The organism is Vibrio alfacsensis (assembly GCF_019670485.1).
GTDB lineage: Bacteria > Pseudomonadota > Gammaproteobacteria > Enterobacterales > Vibrionaceae > Vibrio > Vibrio alfacsensis.
The window spans coordinates 395282-418601 of sequence record NZ_AP024165.1; the positions used below are offsets into that span (position 1 = coordinate 395282).

Genomic DNA, 23320 nt, shown 5'->3' on the forward strand with positions numbered 1-23320 from the left:
TTATAGAAATATAAAGAATCGGTGGAGAACTGACAATGGAAAAGCTGACATTTAAGCCGTGGGAAAGAGTGATATCCGACATTAAACTTATCCCTAAAATGGTCATGCTGATGGTGTTCAGTACCGTCTTAATCGTGGCAAAGCAATTGTGGGATGCAAATACATTTCATGATTCATTATTAGCAGCCACACACAATGAGCAAATTGCCCAACAACACTATGAAGCTTACTTGACTCAAGTCGCATGGCAGACCGCGATCTTGATTATTGTCTTTGTTGTATTATTGCTTGCTGCTGCACGAGTGATGCTACGTCAGACGCAGTATTTAAGTGAGGCCATCAAGCTGATGGCTAGTAAAAACCTTTCAGTGCCCTTTGATATGGACTGTAAAGATGAATATGGCGATGTAGCTCGTGAGCTAGAGATAACACGCCGCCAACTGCACGATGTGATTCAGCTGCAGATCACTGCATCTGATGAGTTAGCAACACTCACTGAAGTCATGACGATGAGCATGTCAGAAACCAAAGACTCGGCGCAAGATGAGTTCAACGAAATCGATCAGTTAGCGACGGCCATGAGTGAAATGTCCTCTACGGTTCAAACTGTGGCAGAGCATGCTCAAACGGCGTCATCGCTCACGGAAAAAGCCTCAAAGCAGGCGGTGACTGGGCAGCTGTTCTTGCAAAAAACCATGTCTAAAATGAGTGAGCTTTCTACCGACATTAGTTCTTCTGCTAATGCCGTCAATCAAGTAGAAGAGCGCGTTGAAGCCATCGGCAGTGTTGTTGGTACTATTCAAGGCATCTCTGAACAAACCAACTTGCTCGCTTTGAATGCGGCAATTGAAGCGGCGCGTGCTGGTGAAGCGGGGCGTGGTTTTGCGGTTGTTGCGGATGAAGTTCGTAATCTTGCTCAGCGCACTCAACAAGCAACGATTGAAATTCAAGAGATGATTACACAGCTGCAAAATAGCGCAGAGTCTGCCGTTGAGCTCATGGAAAAAAGCGTGGTGGAAGCTGCAGAGGGCGTAGAGCTTGTGTCCAATGCGGGTACTGAGCTAGATGGTATTGTCGGTCAGGTTACCCAAATTAACGACATGAACTTCCAGATTGCGACGGCATCTGGTCAGCAAAGTAGTGTCGCAGAAGAGATGAGCCAAAACCTGACGAATGTTCGAGAGCTGGTTGAGGGCTCAGTGGTTGTCATGACTGAACTGCTAGAAACTGCAGAAATGATGCAAAACAATGCTGGCGAACTTGATAAGAAGATAAACTCATTCCAAGTTTAATCTCGCTTCGCTTTGATAAAACGCCCGCAAACATTTTGTGGGCGTTTTTATTTGCCTTAACTCTGGTATAAATAGAGTGTGCTTTTCAAACAAGGAAGAAAAATGCAACTGCCATCGTCACTGATTTCTGTCGCGGATTCTGCCGTTCAACATGCGGAAAATGCAGGATACTTTCAACATTGGCCAACAGAAGTTGCCGAACAATTTCATTTTGTGTCTGGTCTTAGCAAGTTCATTACCGAAGCGATTCATCGCGATGAAAAGCTCGCGCAAGATTTGCCAACAATGCTGATAGAAAACAGTCGATCGTCTACTTATCGAGAACGTCTTGCTGCGCTATTAGCAGAGTGCCAAGATGAAATGTCGGGTCATCGTGTATTACGTCAGTTCCGCAACCGTGAGATGGTTTATATCGCGTGGAAAGACTTTACTCATGCTTGGACGTTGGAAGCGTCTCTTCGTCATCTGTCTCAACTGGCCGAAGCGATGATCTTCGAGACTTACCAGTGGCAGTACAAGATTTGTTGCAATGAGTGGGGCACCCCAACCAATGCTGCTGGTGAAGCGCAACCTATGCTGATTATTGGTATGGGAAAGCTAGGCGGTGGTGAACTGAATTTTTCTTCTGATATTGATTTGATCTTCACTTATCCAGAGAACGGTGAAACTCAAGGGGCGCGTCGCAGCATAGCCAATGCTCAGTTCTTTACTCGTTTGGGTCAGCGCATTATCAAGGCATTAGATCAACAGACTTTTGATGGTTTCTGCTACCGAGTCGATATGCGCTTACGTCCATTTGGGGAAAGTGGGCCATTAGTGATGAGTTATGCAGCCTTGGAAGATTACTACCAAGAGCAAGGTCGCGATTGGGAACGTTACGCCATGATTAAAGCGCGAGTCATGGGGTGCGAAATGTACCCACAATATCAAGAGTTGCGCCAAATGCTGCGTCCGTTTGTATTTCGCCGTTATATCGATTTCAGTGCGATCCAATCTTTGCGTCGTATGAAGTCGATGATCAGCAGTGAGGTGCGCCGTCGAGGCCTAAGCAATAATATTAAATTGGGTGCCGGTGGCATTCGAGAGATCGAGTTTATTGCGCAAGTTTTTCAACTGATTCGAGGGGGGCGAGAACCCTCATTGAGAGGCCGTGGGCTACTGGAAACCTTAAATGCCATTGGCGAATTGGGCTTACTTGCGAAGCACGAAGTGACGAACCTTGAGCAGGCGTACAAGTATTTACGTCAACTTGAAAACTTATTGCAAGCCATGGCGGATAAACAAACTCAAACCTTGCCTGATTGTGATGAGGACCGTCTTAAGCTTGCGACGGCTATGCGTTTTGAATCGTGGGAGGCATTGGTTATTCAAACCCAGCAGCATATGAGCAATGTACACAATGTGTTTGAGACGCTCATTGGTGATGACGACGATGACGAAGCGGAAGCGGTGCCGCGACACTTTCATGAACTATGGGACATGGCAGCCAAATCAGATGTGTTGGAGCATGTTCTGCAAAATGACATTGATGCAGATAATCCGGCACAGTTGGCAAAAACCATCATGCAGTTTAAAACGGATCTCGCGAAGAAGACGCTTGGCCCTCGTGGACGAGACGTATTGACCAAGTTGATGCCGAAAGTCTTTAATGCGGTTTTTGCTCATCCAGATGCCCAGTTTGGTTTACCACGTGTTTTGCATTTGCTGCACAATATTTGTACGCGTACTACTTATCTTGAACTGTTGGACGAACACCCTGCAGCGTTAGTTCAATTGGTTCGTTTATGTACCGCAAGTCCGATGATTTCCGAGCAGCTTTCACGCTATCCAATTTTGCTTGATGAGTTGATTGATCCGCAGCACCTGTACAATCCAATCCCGTTAGAAAGCTACCGAACAGAGCTACGAGATTTTCTTGCGCGTATTCCAGAAGATGACATGGAACAGCAAATGGAAGCGTTGCGCCAGTTTAAACAGATTTGCATCTTGCGCATTGCTGCCGCCGATATTGCAGGCGTATTACCTGTGATGAAAGTGAGCGATCACTTAACCTACTTAGCAGAAGCGGTGGTTGAAGCAGTGATCAATCAAGCTTGGCTCCAAGTGTCCGAAAAGTATGGTGAACCCACTCACGTAAAAGACCGTGAGGGGAAAGGTTTTGCCGTGATCGGCTACGGGAAAGTGGGCGGTTGGGAGTTAGGTTATAACTCGGATCTTGATATCGTGTTTATGCACGATTGCCCAGTGAGCGTCTACACTGATGGCAAAAAAGAGATCGATGGTCGTCAGTTTTATCTTCGTTTGGCGCAGCGAATTATTCATATTTTTTCTACCCGAACGGCATCAGGCATTTTGTATGAAGTCGACACTCGACTACGTCCATCGGGCGCATCAGGCCTATTAGTGAGTCCAACTGACGCGTTTGATGATTATCAACATCAAGATGCTTGGACGTGGGAGCATCAGGCGTTAGTGCGTGCGCGTATGATCTATGGCGATGAGCCGCTTGCGATTGCTTTCCACAACACGCGTCATGATGTGCTGTGTAAAGCGCGCGATCAAGGTGCACTGAAGAAAGAAGTGGTCGATATGCGCGAGAAAATGCGTGGCCACCTAGGTGGTAAAAAGTCCGGTCGCTTTATGCTTAAACAAGATCAAGGCGGCATTACCGACATTGAATTTCTCGCTCAATATCTGGTGCTCAACTACAGTCACAGTAAACCAAAACTGATCCGTTGGTGCGATAACGTGCGTATTTTCGAAACCTTAATTGCTCAAGGCGTGATGGAAGAAGATCAAGCGATGCAATTGACGCGAGCCTACACGTCTATGCGTGACGAAATTCATCGTCGAAATTTGTTGAATCTGGATGCTGATGTAGCAGAGGACAAGTTTGTGGCTGAACGAGAGTGGGTGAAACATGCATGGAATCAGTGGTTCTCTTAACCCTGAGGTTCTGCCTAGAAAAAGGCTGTGTTAAACTCACTGCGATTAAATTTTTGGAGACCAATAATGAAACCAATTCTACCTGATTACAGCAGCGCGGGTGTGCTTATCATCGGCGATGTCATGCTAGATCGTTACTGGTATGGCCCGACTGGACGTATCTCTCCTGAAGCGCCAGTACCTGTTGTAAAAGTAGAAAACAATGAAGAGCGTCCTGGTGGTGCAGCGAACGTTGCGATGAACATTGCGTCATTAGGTGGTCATGCTCACATTGTTGGTCTAACAGGTATGGATGAGCCAGCAAAAGTGCTTACAGAGACGCTCACGTCTTTGAAAGTGAAGTGCGATTTTGTTGCTTTACCTGAATACCCAACCATCACGAAGTTGCGTGTCATGAGCCGTGGTCAGCAGCTTATCCGTCTTGATTTTGAAGACAAATTCGAAAATACGGATCCTGAACCTGTCATTGCTCGCATGGAAACGGCGCTTTCAAGTGTAAAAGCTGTGATTTTGTCAGATTATGCAAAAGGTACGTTGGAGCATGTTCAGGCATATATTCAAAAAGCGCGAGCGGCGAATGTCCCTGTCTTTATCGATCCAAAAGGTGCAGACTTTGAACGCTACCGCGGTGCGACACTACTGACTCCAAACATGAAAGAGTTTGAAGATGTTGTCGGCAAAGTGAAGTCAGAGCAAGAGCTAGTGGAAAAAGCACTGGCATTGGTTGAAGAATTTGATTTCGAAGCCTTGTTGGTGACACGCAGTGAAAATGGCATGACGTTGATTCGTCGTGGTCAAGAGCCGTTCCATCTACCAACCCAAGCAAAAGAAGTGTATGACGTGACAGGTGCCGGAGATACGGTGATTTCTGTATTGGCGTCGTCAGTTGCCGCGGGCAAATCATTCGAAGAAGCGTGTGCATTAGCGAACGCGGCAGCGGGTGTTGTGGTTGGTAAACTGGGTACATCAACGTTATCTGAAATTGAATTGGCGGAAGCGGTGCACGGCAGTCAAGATACGGACTATGGTGTGATCACAGAGCAAGCCTTGATTGAAGCGGTGAAGAAAGCACGCGCGAAAGGTGAGAAAGTGGTGATGACCAACGGGTGTTTTGACATTTTGCACGCCGGTCATGTTTCTTACCTAAACCACGCTGCAGAGTTAGGCGATCGCCTCATCGTTGCCGTCAACACCGATGAGTCGGTAAAACGTCTAAAAGGTCCAGGTCGTCCTGTTAATCCAACCGATCGTCGCATGGCGGTACTAGCGGGTCTTGGCGCTGTCGATTGGGTGGTGCCGTTTAGTGAAGACACACCACAACGTTTGATCTCAGAAGTGTTACCAAGCATGCTTGTTAAAGGTGGTGACTACAAACCAGAAGACATCGCGGGTGGTAAAGAAGTGATTGCGGCTGGTGGTGAAGTTCGTGTCCTGAACTTTGAAGATGGTTGCTCAACCAGTGAAATCATCAATGCAATCAAAGGTGGTAAGGGGTAATCCTTATTCGCCAAACTGATTGTTAACACTGATTGCTAAAGGTCGCTTTCGAGCGGCCTTTTTATTTGGCATTGCTAAAGTGTAATAAAAACGCCAGTGGGAAAACCAACTGGCGTTTTGCATTTGTTTAGTTAGATAAACGAATGTTCATATAAATAAATGCTTAGATAAACAGACTGTTAGCTTGCTGGTTTTAGGCCGGCATTCACATCTAGGATATCTTGCTCACTTAACGTACCTACTGCTTGGCGAAGCTGAAGTACACTTAGAATGTAGTCGTAACGAGCGTTAGATAGATTTTTGTTTGCATCGTATAGACGGCGTGTTGAATCTAGTACGTCGACGATAGTACGAGTACCAACATCAAAACCCGCTTCAGTTGCTTCTAGTGCCGAGCGTGCGGAAACTACAGACTGCTCATACGCTTTTAGCGCACCGATGGACGCGTTGATGTTGTTGTTTTGCGCGCGAACATCTTTAACGACGCTACGGTATTCTTTCTCTAGATCTTCACTTGCAGCAACATACGCGAACTCAGCTTGTTTGGTTTGCGAGGTAATGTTGCCACCCGTGTATAGCGGCACCGCTAGATTCACGCCGATGTTAAAGCCATCAGTGGTGTTGTCGTTAATACTTTCAGCCTGATCAGAATAGTTGTAACCACCATCTAGCGATAGCGTTGGCAGGTGACCAGAGCTTGCTAGAGAGATATTGTCACGAGCGATATCTTGAGAGATACGTGCTGATAATAGGCTTAGGTTGGTTGTTTTTGCTTCATCAACAAGAACATCGGCAGAGCTACTTGAGCGACTTGCAGAGAAACGTGCCGTATCCAGTACGTTTAGGTTTTTGTGCTCTTGGCCTGTGATTTCACGTAGAGACTCGTAGCTATTGATCAGAGAGTTCTGTGCCAATATTTCATCCGCAAGTACGCCATCGTACTGTGCTTGAGCATCGTGTACGTCGGTGATTGCCGATAGACCGACTTCAAAACGTTGTTTGGTTTGCTCTAGCTGACGGCCAACCGCTGCTTTTTCTGCGCGGACAAAAACTAAGTTATCTTGCGCACGTAGAACTTCGAAGTAAGCCTGTGCAACACGAAGAATCAGACCTTGTTGAGTCGCCGCGTATGACGCATCTGCCTGACGAGCAGATTTTTCTGCCGTATCTAGCGTGATCCAAGATGCACGGTTGTACAGTTCTTGGGAGAAGCCAACGCCTGCAGATAGAACATTTTTATCATTTGAGATACTGCCGCCTGCATCAGGGTCAGTATCACCACGAGTCAGGTTGTAACCCGCAGTCAAGTTGATTTGTGGCAATAGGGCACTGCGGCTAGAAGTGATCGCTTCAAAAGCTTTGTCACGTTGTGCAGCAACGCTGAGTAGCTGAGGATCGTTTTGTTTTGCTAAGTCATAAATTTCAGCAAGAGAGTCTGCCCATGCAGACGTACTCATACTGCCTAGCGCTGCACTGATAAATAGTGGAAGCAGTTTTTTCATTTTCCATTCCCGCGGTCAATAGATTGGTTAATTCTCAGTAGTTTAACTCAATTTGAACGATATTTACTCTAAACTTTGCACTTTTTTACATGTAATTGCCCATCTGTGCAATAAAATTATTTGCAAAGGCTTAAAATTATTTGTAACGATTGTACAAAAAGTTGAGCCAAGTCCTTTGAGCAAGTCAATAACAATGAGTAAACTACAAGATTCACTCAGAGAGGTGCTCGATGCAACAGTGTGACAAGCAACAGAATCAGTTTACTTCCCAAGATGTGGAAATAATCTCAAAGGAAACCGTATTCAAAGGTTTTTTTAAAATGGTGAAATACCGTTTTAAGCATAGATTATTTGCTGGTGGTTGGAGTGGGATTGTCGAACGAGAGATGTTCGAACGTGGTCACGCTGCCGCAATGCTTCCGTATGATCCTATTACGGATCAGGTGGTGATCATTGAACAGATCCGCGTTGGCGCCTTAGAGCATCAGCATCCGTGGCAACTCGAAATTGTCGCGGGTATGATTGACCGAGACGAAACTGCGGAAGAGGTTATTCGTCGTGAAGCGGTAGAAGAAGCAGGTATCGAAGTACAGCGAATGGCTTCTGTGACCTCCTATTACCCATCTTCTGGTGGTTGCTCAGAAAAGCTCGATGTCTTCGTCGGTGAAGTGGATGCATCTAAAGCGTATGGCATTCATGGTTTAGACTATGAAGATGAAGATATTCGAGTACATGTGATCAGTCGTGAAACGGCGTATCAATGGGTGAAAGATGGAAAATTCGAAAATGGTGCTTCAATTATTGCACTGCAGTGGTTGCAGCTTAACCATCAGGCATTGACATCACAGTGGGGGCACCCTGAACAAGCGGAGAGTAAATAATGGTGCAAGCAGCAGTAAAACAGCGTTACCACGTTGACTTAGCGGGTCTAATGAGAACTTACGAGACCAATTACGCTAAGCTGAATGCTTTGCTGCCTGTTTCCGCTGAAGTTGGTGATGTTCGTTGTTATCAAGCTGCGAACATGATTTACCAACTGACCGTGAATGAAATCACAAAATACACTACGGTTGTTGAGATATGTCAGAGTGATGACACGCCGGTATTTCCTTTACCGACAATGTCTGTCAGGCTTTATCACGATGCGAGAGTTGCGGAAGTATGCTCAAGCGGAGCGTTCTCTCGTATCAAGGCGAAATATGATTATCCCAACGATCAGTTGATGCAAAAAGATGAAAAGCATCAACTTAATACGTTCCTTGGGGAATGGCTGACATTTTGTCTACGAAGTGGGATAAGTAGAACCCCGCTTGCCTTCAATTGATTGTCATGTCATTACAGGATAATAACTAAAAAAACGAAATAGTAGACGAGTCAGGTTTTCATTTTGCAATCATCAAGTGACAGCATCAAGCTTTTACAAATTACAGATACTCATTTGTTTGCCGCCGATGAGGGGAGCTTGCTTAGCGTAAGAACCGCAGATAGTTTTTACGCGGTGGTACAAGAGATTCTTAAGCGTCAGGTGCAGTTTGAATATATCTTTGCAACTGGCGATATTTCACAAGATCATAGCGCAGAGTCTTATCAGCGCTTTGCGGATGGGATTGCGCCGTTAGGAAAAGATTGTTTTTGGCTTCCGGGTAATCATGATTACAAGCCAAACATGAGCAGTGTGCTGCCATCTTCTCAAATTCAAACGGTAGAGCATTTATATCTGGGTGATCACTGGCAAGTGATTTTATTGGATTCACAAGTTGTCGGTGTTCCACATGGTCGACTCAGTGACCAGCAACTTTCTTTGCTTGAAGAAAAGTTGGCTGAAAACGCTAATCGACACACACTTGTCTTGTTGCATCACCATCCACTTTTAGTGGGCAGTGCTTGGCTTGATCAACATACGCTAAAAGATGCCGATGCTTTTTGGCAAGTCGTTGATCGTTTTGATAACGTAAAAGGCATTGTGTGCGGTCATGTTCATCAAGATATGAATGTGGTTCATCATGGTATTCGTGTGATGGCTACCCCATCGACTTGTGTTCAGTTTAAACCAAACTCAGACGATTTTGGGCTTGATACCTTATCGCCAGGCTGGCGAGAAATAGAACTTCACCAAAGTGGTGACATCACGACCCAAGTTAATCGCCTAAGTGAGGGGCAATTCCAGCCAGATTTCACCTCAAACGGATACTAATCTAACTTATTGCCCGAACCTGTTGTTCGGGCTACTTTTTTACGTGAGGCTCCTATGAGTAAACCCTCATTACTGCTGTATATTCATGGTTTTAACAGCTCTCCTCTTTCGATGAAAGCAAACGTGATGAAAGCGTACTGCGAGCAACATCGTCCAGATATCAAAGTTATCGTTCCTCAATTACCGTGTTTTCCTCAACTTGCAGCGCAATGCTTGTTAGATATCATTGAACAATACAAGAATGACTTTAACATTGGCTTAGTCGGAAGCTCGTTGGGTGGCTATATGTCAACATGGTTGAATGCTCAATTTGGATTTAGAGCGGTGGTGGTTAACCCTGCGGTGAAGCCTTATGAGTTGCTCGTGGATTACTTAGGCGAGCAAACTAACCCATACACGCACGAAACCTATACACTTGAAGCCTGTCATATTGACGAGCTAAAAGCTCTTGATGTACAAAGCATCGCATCGCCTCAGTCTTTCTGGCTTTTGCAACAAACAGAAGACGAGGTATTAGATTATCGTCAAGCGGTCGACAAATTTGCGCAAGCGAAACAAACAGTAGAAAACGGCGGTGATCACAGTTTTATTGGCTTTGAGCGTTATCCTGCGCAAATCATTGAATTCCTGAAACTGTAACAATAGTGAGGCGATTGGAATAGGCTCATAGTTTTTAGTGCGATATCCAACCGTTTCTTGACATAGTTGGCCTGCTTTCCGACTATGTTTTGCCAAAAGATCTTAAGGGCGTATAAGCCCGACCCATTTTGTTTGCTTTTTCTCGTAAGAAACGAGAGGCAGATGAAGTGGCTTTTTCGTTTCTCGAGCGCGGAGCACGAACGGTGTCGTGCTCGAGATACAAGTAATCATTGAGAACAATTCCGTATTATGACTGAACAATATAATGCTGGGGCCATTGAAGTACTGAATGGCTTGGAGCCAGTACGTCGCCGACCAGGGATGTATACGGATACAGCGCGCCCGAACCATTTGGGCCAAGAAGTTATCGATAACAGTGTCGATGAAGCGCTCGCCGGACATGCCTCAAAAGTACAAGTCATCTTACATGCAGACCAATCACTAGAAGTGATCGATGATGGTCGAGGCATGCCAGTTGATATCCACCCAGAAGAGAAAGTATCAGGCGTTGAACTGATACTATGTAAGCTTCATGCTGGTGGTAAATTTTCCAACAAGAATTACCAATTCTCTGGTGGTTTGCACGGTGTAGGTATCTCGGTAGTAAACGCACTGTCTAAGCGCGTTGAAGTGACCGTGCGCCGTGATGGTCAAGTGTACGATATTGCTTTTGAACATGGTGAAAAGGTTGAAGATCTAACGGTAACAGGCACATGTGGTCGCCGTAACCGTGGTACTAGCGTGCACTTTTGGCCTGATGCTAAGTACTTTGATTCAGCAAACTTCTCAGTAACTCGTCTCGTTAATAATTTACGTGCAAAAGCGGTACTTTGCCCAGGTTTAGAAATTACATTCACAGATAAAGTGAATGGAAAAGATTACCAATGGCTCTACGAAGATGGCCTAAAAGACTATCTGGCTGAGGGCGTAAAAGGCTATCCAGTAATGCCAGAGGAACCATTTACGGGGGAATTCTCTGCAGAAACGGAAGCGGCAAATTGGGCAGTGATCTGGCAGCCTGAGGGCGGTGAGATGATCACCGAGAGTTACGTGAACCTTATCCCGACGGCTCAAGGTGGTACGCACGTAAACGGTCTTCGCCAAGGCCTATTGGATGCGATGCGTGAGTTCTGTGAATTCCGTAACCTACTGCCTCGCGGTGTTAAGCTAACCGGTGATGACGTATTCGACCGTTGTTCGTACGTGCTGTCGGTTAAGATTCAAGATCCTCAGTTTGCAGGCCAGACCAAAGAGCGTCTGTCTTCTCGTCAAACCGCAGCGTTTGTATCAGGCGTAGTAAAAGACGCATTCAGCCTGTGGTTGAACGAAAAGCCACAATTGGCTGAACAGTTAGCGGAAGTGTGTATCGCGAATGCACACCGTCGTATGCGTGCGAGCAAAAAGGTTGTACGTAAGAAAGTCGCATCAGGTCCGGCACTGCCAGGTAAGTTGACGGACTGTTCTGTGCAAGACCTTAACCGCACAGAAATCTTCTTCGTGGAGGGTGACTCGGCGGGCGGCAGCGCCAAACAAGCACGTGATCGTGAGTTCCAAGCGGTGATGCCACTGCGCGGTAAGATCCTAAATACGTGGGAAGTGTCAGCAGACCAAGTTCTTGCATCTCAAGAGGTGCACGATATTTCAGTCGCTTTGGGTATTGATCCTGATAACGATAATCTGGATGGCTTACGCTACGGTAAAGTTTGTATCCTTGCCGATGCGGACTCGGACGGTCTACACATTGCAACGCTGCTATGTGCGCTGTTCACGCGTCATTTTCGTGCTCTTGTTGAAGCTGGTCATATCTATGTCGCCATGCCGCCTCTATACCGTATCGACTGTGGCAAAGAAGTGTTCTATGCCCTAGATGATGACGAGAAAGAGGGTATTCTAGAACGTTTGTCTAAGAAGAAAGCCAAGATCAACGTGCAGCGATTCAAAGGTCTGGGTGAAATGAACCCTCTTCAGCTGCGTGAAACCACCATGGATCCAAATACGCGTCGTCTGGTTCAGTTAACCATTGATGATTCAGAAGCGACTATGGAAATGATGGACATGCTGCTTGGTAAAAAACGAGCAGATGATCGTCGCTCTTGGCTACAAAGCAACGGCGATATGGCAGAGGTTTAACGGATGTCTACAGAAATTACTTATGATGGCGTTGAACAATTGCCAATGCGCAAGTTCACCGAAGACGCTTATCTGAACTACTCGATGTACGTAATCATGGACCGTGCATTGCCTTACATTGGCGATGGCTTGAAACCGGTTCAACGACGCATCATTTATGCAATGTCGGAGCTTGGTCTTTCGGCATCAGCAAAATACAAAAAATCGGCACGTACCGTTGGTGACGTGTTAGGTAAATACCACCCGCATGGTGACTCAGCATGTTACGAAGCGATGGTATTAATGGCGCAGCCGTTCTCTTACCGTTACCCTCTGGTGGATGGTCAGGGCAACTGGGGTGCGCCGGATGATCCGAAATCATTCGCGGCAATGCGTTATACCGAAGCAAAATTGTCTAAGTTTGCGGAAGTTCTGCTAGGCGAATTAGGTCAAGGTACAGTTGAATGGCAACCTAACTTTGATGGCACGATGAAAGAGCCTCAAATGTTGCCAGCACGCCTGCCTCACATCTTGCTAAATGGCGTCACTGGTATTGCTGTTGGTATGGCGACCGATATCCCGCCTCACAACGTTCGTGAAGTAGCGGAAGCAACCATTCATTTGATCGATAATCCTAAAGCGGATTTGTCCGATGTAATGCAGTTTGTGAAAGGTCCCGATTATCCAACGGAAGCCGAAATTACATCACCAAAAGCGGAAATCGAGAAGATTTACCGTAACGGTCGCGGCAGCATCAAGATGCGCGCAGTATGGCATAAAGAAGGTTCCGATATTGTTATCACTTCTTTGCCTCACCAAGTATCGGGCGCAAAATTGCTTGAGCAAATTGCGAACCAGATGCGCGCTAAGAAACTGCCAATGGTTGACGATCTTCGTGACGAATCGGATCACGAGAACCCAACGCGTATTGTTGTCGTGCCTAAGTCAAACCGTGTCGATTGCGACTTGCTGATGAACCATTTGTTCGCATCCACGGATCTTGAGCGTAGCTACCGAGTTAACTTGAACATGATTGGTTTAGATAACCGTCCTCAAGTTAAAGGCCTAGTGCAAATTCTGTCTGAGTGGATCGAATTCCGTCGTACAACCGTGCGTCGCCGTTTACAGTACCGCCTAGATAAAGTAATGGCTCGTCTACACATCTTGGAAGGTTTGTTGATTGCTTACCTAAACCTAGATGAAGTGATTGAGATCATTCGTACAGAGGACGATCCAAAAGCCGTACTGATGGCTCGTTTTGGTATTACTGATATTCAGGCGGATGCGATTTTAGATACCAAACTTCGTCACTTAGCAAAACTCGAAGAGATGAAGATCCGTGGTGAGCAAGATGAGCTAGAGAAAGAACGTGAGAAGTTAGAACAACTACTCGGTTCTGAGCGCCGTCTAAATACACTACTTAAGAAAGAAATCAAAGCAGACGCAGAGAAATACGGTGATGACCGTCGTTCACCAATGGTTGAACGAGCAGAAGCAAAAGCATTAACCGAGCGTGATCTCGTACCAAGTGAGCCAATTACGGTTGTTCTTTCTGAGAAAGGCTGGATTCGTCACGCGAAAGGTCACGATGTTGATGCAGAAGGTTTGAACTACAAGTCGGGTGATAACTACCTAGCGCACGCGCGTGGTAAGAGTAACCAGCAAGCGGTGTTCTTTGGTAGTGATGGTCGAAGTTACTCATTGGAATCGCATTCATTGCCGTCCGCTCGAAGTCAAGGTGAGCCGATTACTGGCCGCTTGAACATCACGGCAGGCAGCAGCATTCGCCAAGTGATCATGGGTGAAGAAGATCAGTTATGGTTAGTGGGCTCTGATGCAGGTTACGGCTTTGTGTGTAAAGGTTCTGAATTACTATCGAAGAACCGCAGTGGTAAAGCACTTGTGACGTTACCGGCGAACTCTGAAGTGATGACGCCAAAAACCATTGCCGATTTGGACTCAGATGAAATCCTTGCGATCACGAATCAAGGTCGCATGTTGTTGTTCCCAATTAAAGACCTGCCGCAGTTAGCGAAAGGTAAGGGCAATAAGATCATCAATATTCCAGCGGCAAAAGCGAAAGAGCGAGAAGAGGTTCTGTCTCACTTGATGTCTCTGCCACAAGGGGCATCGCTAACATTATACGCAGGTAAGCGTAAACTAGGCCTTAAGCCAAGTGATTTGGATAATTTCCGTGGTGAACGCGGTCGCCGAGGCAGTCTACTACCGAGAGGCTTGCAACGCGTGACGCGTATTGATGTTGAGATGGGCGTAAGCACCGACGCATCAGAACAGCCAAGTGATAGTGAATAAGCATCCATATCCTAGTTAAAAAAAATCCCAGCCAGTGGCTGGGATTTTTTTATGCTTCTTGTTTGTCTTCAGCGATAGTGACTTTTAATGTCATTTCTTTTCCTTGACGAATGATCCCTACATCAACCGTGGTTCCTGGTCTCAGGTCGGTAACAATATCCATAACACTTTGGCGACCCTGAACTTTTGTGCCATTGATGCTAATGATAATGTCTTGCTTCTGGAAGCCAGCTAAACTCGCAGGACCATTTGGATCTATGCCGAGAACGACGATGCCGCCGATATGTTGATTACCAAGTAGGCGCGCGGTGACAGCATTGATGTCCTGACCATCGATACCAATATAACCACGGATAACTCGACCATCGGCAATGATCTTTTGCATGATTTTATTCGCTAACGGGTATGGGATGGCAAACGATATTCCATAGGTTTCTAAATCTGTCGCTTGTTGGAATGAAGCGGTATTAATCCCGACAAGTTCACCTTGTGTATTGACTAATGCACCACCGGAGTTGCCCTCATTAATTGCCGCATCGGTTTGAATAAATGCTTGTCGACCATCACTAATGGATGAGCGTCCTGTCGCGGAAATGATGCCGAACGTGGTTGTTTGGCCTAGGTTATATGGATTACCAATCGCAAGAACCACATCACCGACTTGAGGTGTGTATGTTGTATTCAGTGGGATAACAGGAAGATTCGTACCATCAACGCGCAAGATAGCGATGTCTGTTCGTTTGTCGGTACCGACAAGTTGCGCAGCGGCTGCACGACCATCTTGTAGGGCGACCACAATTTGATCGGCTTGAGCGACCACGTGGTAGTTGGTAATGATGTAGCCTTTTTCACTGACGATGACACCAGAGCCAAGCCCCTGAGTGGATAACTTGCTTCGATCATGTTCAACGTATTTACGGCTGTATATATTCACCACTGCAGGTGCCGCTTTCCTAACGGCTTGGTTAAAAGAGACCTCAAGGGAGGCGATATCACTTGGCTGTGGATCAACGAGCGCGGCAGGGATTACGTTGCTACGTAGTGATGGGACGGCAAGCAACACAATGATAGCGGTCGCTAAGCCTAAAAAGACAGAACGTAACAAAAAGCTAAGCATATCCTCTCCATGCTTGAATGCCAAAATGGCATAGAAAATTGAAAGATAGCATTACATTGATAAATAACAAAAGGGCAGTATGCCATCATACTGCCCTTTAGAGAGGTGGTTCAAATGATTAACGCACGATGAGATAGATCGTTTGGTCTCCGCGTTGAATATTCAGCGCTAAAACACCTTTGTGATTTTCTGCAATCGAGCGCAATTCTGCTAGGTTTTTCACGCGTTTTCGGTTTACACCGATGATGATATCACCTTGTTCTAGCTGATATTGAGCGGCAGGTGAATTTTCTGTCACGCTGGTGACTTTCACCCCTTGGATTGCATCACCAGGAGCGGTATTGCTTAACTCTGCCCCTTTTAGACCCTCATGCAGTGTTTCAGCTTTGGCTTTTACGGTGCTGGCTTCACCCAGTGTCACCTTGAATGATTTATTTTTGCCATCACGAATCACGCCAAGAGATATCTCTTTTCCTGCACCTAGTGTTGCGACTTTTGCTCGAAGTTCAGAGAACGTTTCAATGGTTTTACCATTGACGGAGATAATCACATCCCCCGCTTTTAACCCGGCTTTATCCGCCGCACCACCTGGCACAACTTGGCTTACGAATGCCCCTTTGCTCGATTCATAACCGAGTGCTTCCGCAAGCTCTGAGGTCACCTCGCCACCTTGAACGCCTAACATGCCGCGTTTAACTTCACCAAATTCCAAAATCTGATCTGTGAGGTTTTTCATCATGTTTGATGGAATGGCAAAGCCAATGCCCACGTTACCCCCGTTCGGTCCTAATATCGCAGTGTTGATACCAATCAGTTCACCATTTAGATTCACAAGGGCACCACCTGAGTTACCACTGTTAATCGCGGCATCGGTTTGGATAAAGTTTTCAAAATTCTCGACATTTAAGCCGCTTCGCCCAAGTGCTGAAACAATGCCTGACGTAACCGTTTGTCCTAGGCCGAATGGGTTACCGATCGCCACAGTAAAATCACCCACGCGAAGCTTATCCGAGTCCGCTACTTTAATTTGAGTCAGATCTTTGGCTTTTTCTAACTTCAGTAGCGCAATGTCAGACATTTCGTCCCCACCCACGAGTTCTGCATCGTACTCACGGCCGTCATATAAACGAACACGAATCTCATCAGCGCCTTTGATTACGTGGTAATTTGTGACGATTTGGCCTTTTTGAGCGTCAATGATTACGCCGGAACCTAGCCCTCGGAAAGGACGCTCACGGGTTTGTTCTGTTGGGAACTCTGGCCCAAAGAAAAACTGAAACTGCTCAGGGATGCGACTGGTTTGAACTTGCTTCCCCTCTACTGCAATGCTGACCACGGCTGGGGTCACTTTTTCGAGCATTGGAGCAAGGCTAGGCAATTGTTGCCCATCAACACTTAATGGAAGTGCTGCTGATACAGTTATTGGGGTGATGATTGAACTCAAGCTTAAAGACAGAACGGTTAACGCAAGCAAAGGTTTTTTCATCGAGTAACTCCTCTTGATACAAGTCTGCCAAAAAGAAAAATCCTAACCACTATTAACATAGGAATGGGTCGGGAAAGTCAAAGGGGATGGCAGTTCACTGCAATTTAGAGATGAGTTATGGAAGAAAGTTCAAATAGGGCTAACACAAATTAATAAAAAATGCGTATGAATTAGCCCTATTAAAGGGGATGGGGAGTTAAGAGGCTTTTGCTGTCACAACATCAGGAGCATTAATGATTTCTTTTTCCTGATCTTTCAAAAGACCGGTCGCACCGTTAGCGTAGTCTTTTGGTTGCTCGTTAGCATCGGCTTGATCTTCTTCAATCTGCTCCGATGACATTGCCGTTTTCTTATCGAATGGGTTGTCTTGTTCTGGCAGATTTGGCAGAAGCTCAGAAGAGGTCTTCGCCATGTGCTGATAGAGCTTAGTGTAATCTTTACCCAAGGTATCCAGCATTTCTGCGGTTTGTGCAAAATGATCAACGAGATCTTGACGTTGTTGTTCTAGCTCAAATTTTGCTGATTCCAGCTCTTTTTGCACAGACTTTTGTTTTTTGTATCCTGGGGTGGTTAGTCTACTTACGACCACGCCTACGATGGTTCCGACCAGCAAACCCGCAACGGCATAAATCCAAGGCATAACTGCTCCTTATAGTTGTATTTAACAAGTCTTTTACTACTTAGTTACACGCAGTGCTTGACCATGTTACTATGGCTTGCACAGTCGATAAAGAAAAATAGAAGCGATGTTTCCGGAGTGCAAGTACCCTCTACAGAATGAAACAAACTGACTGTTGCGTGACACATTTTCTCTGTACCTCTGATACGACGTAATGCTATGACACCATTAAAACGATACCAAAGAGACATTGCAGAACATGGATTCCAGCCTGATGAAGCTCAACATGCTGCTGTTACCGCTTTAGATAAACTCTATTACGCCATTGCGGAATTTCAAACTGCTCCCATCCCTCAGCTTAGCACCTGGCAAAAGTTGCTTGGCAAGAAAGCGGAATTACCCGAACCACCCAAAGGCCTGTATTTTTGGGGGGGGGTGGGGCGCGGAAAGACCTATCTGATGGATGCCTTTTATGACGCTTTGCCAACAGAAAAGAAAATGAGAGTGCATTTTCACCGATTTATGTATCGCGTGCACGATGAACTCAAGCGGTTGGGAGAGGTAGAGAATCCACTGTCGAAAGTGGCTGACCAATTTAAAAAGGAAGCGGATATTGTCTGTTTTGACGAGTTCTTCGTGTCCGACATTACTGATGCCATGATTTTGGCGACGTTATTACAAGAGATGTTTAAGCGCCAGATGATTCTTGTTGCGACATCCAATATTGAACCGGAAAACTTGTATCGCAATGGCCTGCAACGCGCTCGTTTTCTTCCTGCTATCGCATTAATTCAGCAGCGCTGTGACATTCTTAATGTTGATAGTGGTGTGGACTATCGCTTAAGAACCTTAGAACAAGCAGAGATTTATCATTACCCACTTGATGAGCAAGCTGCAATCAATCTAAACCGCTATTACCAACAGTTAATTGGCGAACGAAAGGTCGCGAGTAATGTGATAGAGATTAATCATCGTGATATTGCTGTCATGGAAGCCAGTGATGGCGTGCTGCATGCGACGTTTGAGCAACTCTGTCAAACCCCACGTAGTCAGAATGACTATATTGAAATCTCGCGCATCTACCACACCGTATTGTTAGGTGGTGTCAAACAGATGGATGGCAAAATGGATGATGCAGCAAGGCGTTTTATTGCGTTGGTCGATGAGTTCTATGAACGTAACGTTAAATTGATTATTTCTGCAGAGGTCGCAATGCCATTACTTTACTCGGATGGCCTGCTGGAGTTTGAGTTTAAGCGTTGTTTATCTCGCTTGACGGAGATGCAGAGCCACGATTACCTCACGAAAGAGCATCTGGCTTAAAATAATCAGCAGTTCTAAAAAAAGAGAAGAAAAAATTAGTGATTTGGCGCAAAAAAAGGTGATTTTTTCTTCGGTCTTCTCTATAATCCTGCGACCCACCGTTACTGCAGACCTGATTATCGAAGTTATTTCGACATAGAAGGTCGAGAGAACCAACGACTCGAAGGGGTGATGACTGGGCTCTTAGACAGTGTGGGAGCACTATTGGGTGTTCCTTAAAGTTTAAATTTTAATTAACGGGTTATTATTAGCATGAAAACTTTCGTTGCTAAACCAGAAACTGTAAAACGCGACTGGTACGTTGTAGACGCAGAGGGTAAAACTCTAGGCCGTCTAGCAAGTGAAATTGCATCTCGCCTACGTGGCAAACACAAAGCTGAATACACTCCTCACGTTGACACTGGTGATTACATCATCGTTATCAACGCTGAGAAAGTTGCTGTAACTGGTAACAAAGCTAAGAACAAAGTGTACTACCGTCACTCTGAATTCCCAGGTGGTCTAAAATCTATCACTTTTGAAAAGTTGATCGATCGTAAACCTGAGATGGCTCTTGAGCTTGCAGTTAAAGGCATGCTTCCACGTGGTCCTCTAGGCCGTGCTATGTACCGTAAGCTTAAAGTTTACGCGGGCGCTGAGCACAACCATGTTGCTCAACAACCACAAGTACTAGACATCTAATTGGGGATTTCGAAAATGGCAGAGAATCAATACTACGGCACTGGCCGTCGCAAAAGCTCAGCTGCGCGTGTTTTCATCAAACCAGGCAGCGGCAACATCGTAATCAACAAGCGTAGCCTTGATGAGTACTTCGGTCGTCCAACTTCTCGCATGGTTGTTAAACAACCTCTTGAGCTAGTTGAACTAACTGAGAAGCTAGACCTATACGTTACTGTTAAAGGTGGCGGTATTTCTGGTCAAGCTGGTGCTATCCGTCACGGTATCACTCGCGCTCTTATGGAGTACGATGAGTCTCTACGTCCTACTCTACGTGCAGCTGGTTACGTTACTCGTGACGCTCGTTGCGTTGAACGTAAGAAAGTTGGTCTACGTAAAGCACGTCGTCGTCCACAGTTCTCTAAGCGTTAATTTCCACTTATCGGGAATTATGCTGGTCCAGAGTTATTCTGGAAACTGTGCATCAAAGCTCGGCTATATGCCGGGCTTTTTGTTTTTCTAGTGTTTTAAAACACGCCTCTTCAAGTCACCTCGTGTCACACGCTTTAATTAATATCATCGCAACATTTCTTCGTTTTATAAGCCGAGTTTTTGTTACTTCATGTGCTACAACCTTGTTCCTATAGAAAGGCGTAGTACATAGCAATTGCTGCTCAATACATTGCCTAATCACCTGAAAATAACCGATTTAAGGGGAAATTAAGCTCTCTTTTTACTGTTATTGATTTCGCTTTCTTGTTGCAAATCACATCTATTTTTTAGAATTTTACTGCTTTTGTGACGGCGTGGGCGATTCGCCTCACAAATGTTACAAAAAGGTAGCTTTATCTTGTCAAAAAGTAGGGTTTTCTTTATCATTTCTCCCCAATAAATAGAACTAAATTCATTATTTGTTAGCCATGCTCTTATTAAGCGGAATAATAATGATCCAAAGGGAGCAAATGGGAGAATGTTTGGATGAGCAACGCGCCTTTAAATAACGGTCGCAGGCGTTTTCTAACCGCTACAACGGCAGTTGTTGGTGGTTTAGGAGCAGCTGCCGTCGCCGTTCCTTTTATAAAATCATGGAATCCGAGTGCCAAAGCAAAAGCGGCTGGCGCGCCGGTTGAAGTGGATATCAGTAAAATTGAAGCTGGCCAGATGGTCCGAGTTGAGTGGCAGGGTAAACCTGTATGGGTCGTACGCCGAACTCAAGAAGTGGTGGATAACCTAAAGAACATTGATGGACAGCTTCGCGATCCAAAATCAGAAATGGAACAACAGCCAGTTTACGCTCAGAACGAGTATCGCTCGATAAAACCTGAGTTTTTTGTGGCGGTTGGCTTCTGTACTCACTTAGGTTGTTCACCGACTTACCTACCTGATACCTTTGCTGAACAAGTTCAGGGTGTTAAGTCTGGTTTCTTCTGCCCATGTCATGGTTCTAAGTTTGATATGGCTGGTCGAGTGTTTCAGGGAGTGCCTGCTCCACTGAACCTTGTGGTTCCTAAGCACATGTATTTGAGTGACACGAAGCTCATGATCGGTGTTGATGAGGGAGACGCATAATGCAAGCACTATTAGACTGGGTAGAAAAACGACTTCCAGCGATGAATGCCTATAAAAAGCATTTGTCTGAATACCCAATGCCAAAGAATTTCAACTTTTGGTACCTTTTTGGTTCTTTGGCGATGTTGGTGTTGGTTAACCAAATCCTAACGGGTATTTGGCTGACAATGAACTACGTACCGTCTGGTGATGGCGCGTTTGCTTCTATCGAATACATTATGCGCGACGTTGAGTACGGTTGGTTGCTGCGTTATATGCACTCAACAGGTGCGTCTGCGTTTTTCGTGGTGGTATACCTGCACATGTTCCGTGGTTTGATTTACGGTTCATACCAAAAGCCTCGTGAGTTATTGTGGATCTTCGGTATGTTGATCTTCTTAGTTCTCATGGCTGAAGCGTTCATGGGCTACCTATTACCATGGGGTCAGATGTCCTACTGGGGTGCGCAGGTAATTATTTCTCTGTTTGGGGCGATTCCTGTTATCGGTGATGATTTAACGCTTTGGATCCGTGGTGATTACATCATCTCTGGTGCAACGTTGAACCGTTTCTTCGCACTACACGTTATTGCACTGCCTATCGTGCTACTTCTTCTTGTTGTGCTACACGTATTGGCGCTGCACGAAGTTGGTTCTAACAACCCAGATGGTATCGAGACTAAGCTACCAAAAGGTTCAATGGGCGACGATTACGAAACGCAATTCAAGTTCCACGATTACTATACGAAGAAATACGACATCATCGATTCTATTCCTTTCCACCCTTACGGTACGGTTAAGGACTTGGTTGGTGTGGCTGGTTTCTTGTTTTTCTTCTGTTACGTGCTGTTCTTCAACCCTGAGATGGGTGGGTACTTCCTTGAGCCGCCTAACTTTGAAGCTGCAAACCCACTGAAAACACCTGAGCACATCGCTCCGGTATGGTACTTCACTCCGTTCTACGCAATCTTGCGTGCGGTTCCAGACAAACTATTGGGTGTTATCTTAATGGGTGCGTCGATTGCAGTACTGTTTGTTCTACCGTGGTTGGATCGCTGTAAAGTACGTTCTTACCGTTACCGCAGTAAGATCCACCTATTGAATATCGTTCAGTTCACTATCGCCTTTATCGCTCTAGGTATTTTGGGTGCATTACCGGCAACGCCGCTGTACACAATATTGTCTCAGATCTTTAGCTTGTGTTACTTCATGTTCTTTGTATTGCTGTTCTTCTACAGCAAAAATGAAGCGACCAAACCATTACCAGAGAGGGTGACATTCAAATGAAGAAGTGGATTGTAATTCTATTTGCTATGTTGCCATCTCTTGCGATGGCAGCGGGGGCCAACGTACCGCTAGATAAGGCAAACGTGGACCTAACAGACAAAGCGTCGCTGCAAAATGGTGCGAAGCTATTCATGAACTACTGTTTTGCTTGTCACTCTACGCAGTATCAGCGTTACGAGCGAGTGGCGACAGATTTGGAGATCCCAATTGATCTAATGAAAGAAAACCTTATTTTCGATCCTGAAGCGAAAGTAGGTGATCTTATGGTCAATGCCATGCCAGCAAAACAAGCCGGTGATTGGTTTGGTGCTCCACCACCAGATCTTACGTTGGTGGCGCGAGTTCGTGGTGCAGATTGGTTGTATACTTATTTACGTGCTTTCTATGTTGATCCATCTCGTCCATTTGGCGTGAACAACTTAGTTTTCCCAAGCGTGGGTATGCCACATGTTCTTGAAGAGCTCCAAGGCATTCCAATGCCAGTTTATGGCACAAAAGTTGTCGATGGTGAAGAAGTCCAAGTGGTTATTGGTACAGAAACTAACGGTACTGGCGAGCTGAGCGCTGGAGAATACGACAAAGCGGTCGGTGACCTAGTGAACTTCCTTGTTTATTCAGGTGACCCGGTTCAACTAGAGCGTCATGCGCTGGGCTGGTGGGTAATGGGCTTCTTAGTTCTATTAACTATTGTTGTCGTGTTGCTCAAGAAAGAGTATTGGCGTGATGTGCATTAATTGTGCTATCATACCGTGCTAATTCCCAATTTTAATTGATGGATAATGGAGGCTTAGC

The 23320-nt window shown here is 45.6% G+C and carries 19 protein-coding genes; 15 read left to right on the top strand and 4 right to left on the bottom strand.

Annotated features, from left to right (window positions below):
• Positions 1-35: 35 nt before the first annotated feature.
• The 3 genes from VA249_RS01905 (at position 36) to hldE (ending at position 5735) form a co-directional block, all read left to right on the top strand.
• Positions 36-1292 carry a methyl-accepting chemotaxis protein gene (locus tag VA249_RS01905; protein WP_221068622.1) on the top strand — a complete coding sequence of 419 codons (1257 nt, stop codon included), beginning with the start codon at positions 36-38 and terminating at the stop codon, positions 1290-1292.
• Between the two features lie 102 nt (positions 1293-1394).
• The gene (glnE, locus tag VA249_RS01910) at positions 1395-4238 is read left to right on the top strand and encodes a bifunctional [glutamate--ammonia ligase]-adenylyl-L-tyrosine phosphorylase/[glutamate--ammonia-ligase] adenylyltransferase (protein ID WP_221068623.1); all 2844 of its coding nucleotides are present in this window, start codon (positions 1395-1397) and stop codon (positions 4236-4238) included.
• A 66-nt stretch (positions 4239-4304) separates the two neighbouring features.
• Positions 4305-5735 carry a bifunctional D-glycero-beta-D-manno-heptose-7-phosphate kinase/D-glycero-beta-D-manno-heptose 1-phosphate adenylyltransferase HldE gene (gene hldE / locus VA249_RS01915; protein WP_221068624.1) on the top strand — a complete coding sequence of 477 codons (1431 nt, stop codon included), beginning with the start codon at positions 4305-4307 and terminating at the stop codon, positions 5733-5735.
• Positions 5736-5914: 179 nt separating this feature from the next.
• Here hldE and tolC read toward each other — a convergent pair whose 3' ends face one another.
• Entirely contained in the window at positions 5915-7237 is a 1323-nt protein-coding gene (gene tolC / locus VA249_RS01920) for an outer membrane channel protein TolC (protein ID WP_221068625.1), read from the bottom strand.
• A gap of 230 nt (positions 7238-7467) precedes the next feature.
• Between tolC and nudF the strand changes: the two genes are divergently transcribed.
• From nudF to parC, 6 genes are all read left to right on the top strand, one after another.
• Complete coding sequence (gene nudF / locus VA249_RS01925; protein WP_221068626.1) at positions 7468-8118, top strand: ADP-ribose diphosphatase; 651 nt, start codon at positions 7468-7470, stop codon at positions 8116-8118.
• Positions 8118-8561 (top strand): DUF1249 family protein, encoded by a 444-nt coding sequence (locus tag VA249_RS01930; RefSeq protein WP_128811697.1) that lies wholly within the window; start codon positions 8118-8120, stop codon positions 8559-8561. Before nudF ends, VA249_RS01930 begins: the two co-directional genes overlap by 1 nt.
• Before the next feature lie 63 nt (positions 8562-8624).
• Positions 8625-9431, top strand: a complete 807-nt coding sequence (cpdA, locus tag VA249_RS01935) for a 3',5'-cyclic-AMP phosphodiesterase (protein ID WP_221068627.1) — start codon at positions 8625-8627, stop codon at positions 9429-9431.
• Between the two features lie 54 nt (positions 9432-9485).
• Positions 9486-10070, top strand: a complete 585-nt coding sequence (yqiA, locus tag VA249_RS01940; RefSeq protein ID WP_128811695.1) for an esterase YqiA — start codon at positions 9486-9488, stop codon at positions 10068-10070.
• 249 nt (positions 10071-10319) lie between these two features.
• Positions 10320-12200, top strand: coding sequence for a DNA topoisomerase IV subunit B (gene parE / locus VA249_RS01945; protein ID WP_128811694.1), 1881 nt, complete (start codon positions 10320-10322; stop codon positions 12198-12200).
• Between the two features lie 3 nt (positions 12201-12203).
• The gene (gene parC / locus VA249_RS01950; protein WP_221068628.1) at positions 12204-14492 is read left to right on the top strand and encodes a DNA topoisomerase IV subunit A; all 2289 of its coding nucleotides are present in this window, start codon (positions 12204-12206) and stop codon (positions 14490-14492) included.
• 49 nt (positions 14493-14541) lie between these two features.
• Here the strand turns inward: parC and degS are convergent, their stop codons facing one another.
• The 3 genes from degS to zapG form a co-directional block, all read right to left on the bottom strand.
• Positions 14542-15609 (bottom strand): outer membrane-stress sensor serine endopeptidase DegS, encoded by a 1068-nt coding sequence (gene degS, locus VA249_RS01955; protein WP_128811692.1) that lies wholly within the window; start codon positions 15607-15609, stop codon positions 14542-14544.
• Between the two features lie 118 nt (positions 15610-15727).
• Complete coding sequence (locus tag VA249_RS01960) at positions 15728-17095, bottom strand: DegQ family serine endoprotease (RefSeq protein WP_221068629.1); 1368 nt, start codon at positions 17093-17095, stop codon at positions 15728-15730.
• 196 nt (positions 17096-17291) lie between these two features.
• The gene (zapG, locus tag VA249_RS01965) at positions 17292-17735 is read right to left on the bottom strand and encodes a Z-ring associated protein ZapG (protein WP_128811690.1); all 444 of its coding nucleotides are present in this window, start codon (positions 17733-17735) and stop codon (positions 17292-17294) included.
• Positions 17736-17933: 198 nt separating this feature from the next.
• Between zapG and zapE the strand changes: the two genes are divergently transcribed.
• The 6 genes from zapE (at position 17934) to VA249_RS01995 (ending at position 23262) form a co-directional block, all read left to right on the top strand.
• A complete protein-coding gene (gene zapE / locus VA249_RS01970; protein ID WP_211915425.1) occupies positions 17934-19037 on the top strand; it encodes a cell division protein ZapE in 1104 nt (367 codons plus the stop codon).
• A gap of 252 nt (positions 19038-19289) precedes the next feature.
• A complete protein-coding gene (gene rplM, locus VA249_RS01975; protein ID WP_005372872.1) occupies positions 19290-19718 on the top strand; it encodes a 50S ribosomal protein L13 in 429 nt (142 codons plus the stop codon).
• 15 nt (positions 19719-19733) lie between these two features.
• Positions 19734-20126 (top strand): 30S ribosomal protein S9, encoded by a 393-nt coding sequence (rpsI, locus tag VA249_RS01980; protein ID WP_005436094.1) that lies wholly within the window; start codon positions 19734-19736, stop codon positions 20124-20126.
• A 546-nt stretch (positions 20127-20672) separates the two neighbouring features.
• Positions 20673-21263 (top strand): ubiquinol-cytochrome c reductase iron-sulfur subunit, encoded by a 591-nt coding sequence (gene petA / locus VA249_RS01985; RefSeq protein WP_211915424.1) that lies wholly within the window; start codon positions 20673-20675, stop codon positions 21261-21263.
• Positions 21263-22528, top strand: coding sequence for a cytochrome b (locus VA249_RS01990; RefSeq protein ID WP_128811686.1), 1266 nt, complete (start codon positions 21263-21265; stop codon positions 22526-22528). Before petA ends, VA249_RS01990 begins: the two co-directional genes overlap by 1 nt.
• Positions 22525-23262 carry a cytochrome c1 gene (locus VA249_RS01995; RefSeq protein WP_211915422.1) on the top strand — a complete coding sequence of 246 codons (738 nt, stop codon included), beginning with the start codon at positions 22525-22527 and terminating at the stop codon, positions 23260-23262. Before VA249_RS01990 ends, VA249_RS01995 begins: the two co-directional genes overlap by 4 nt.
• Positions 23263-23320: the final 58 nt, after the last annotated feature.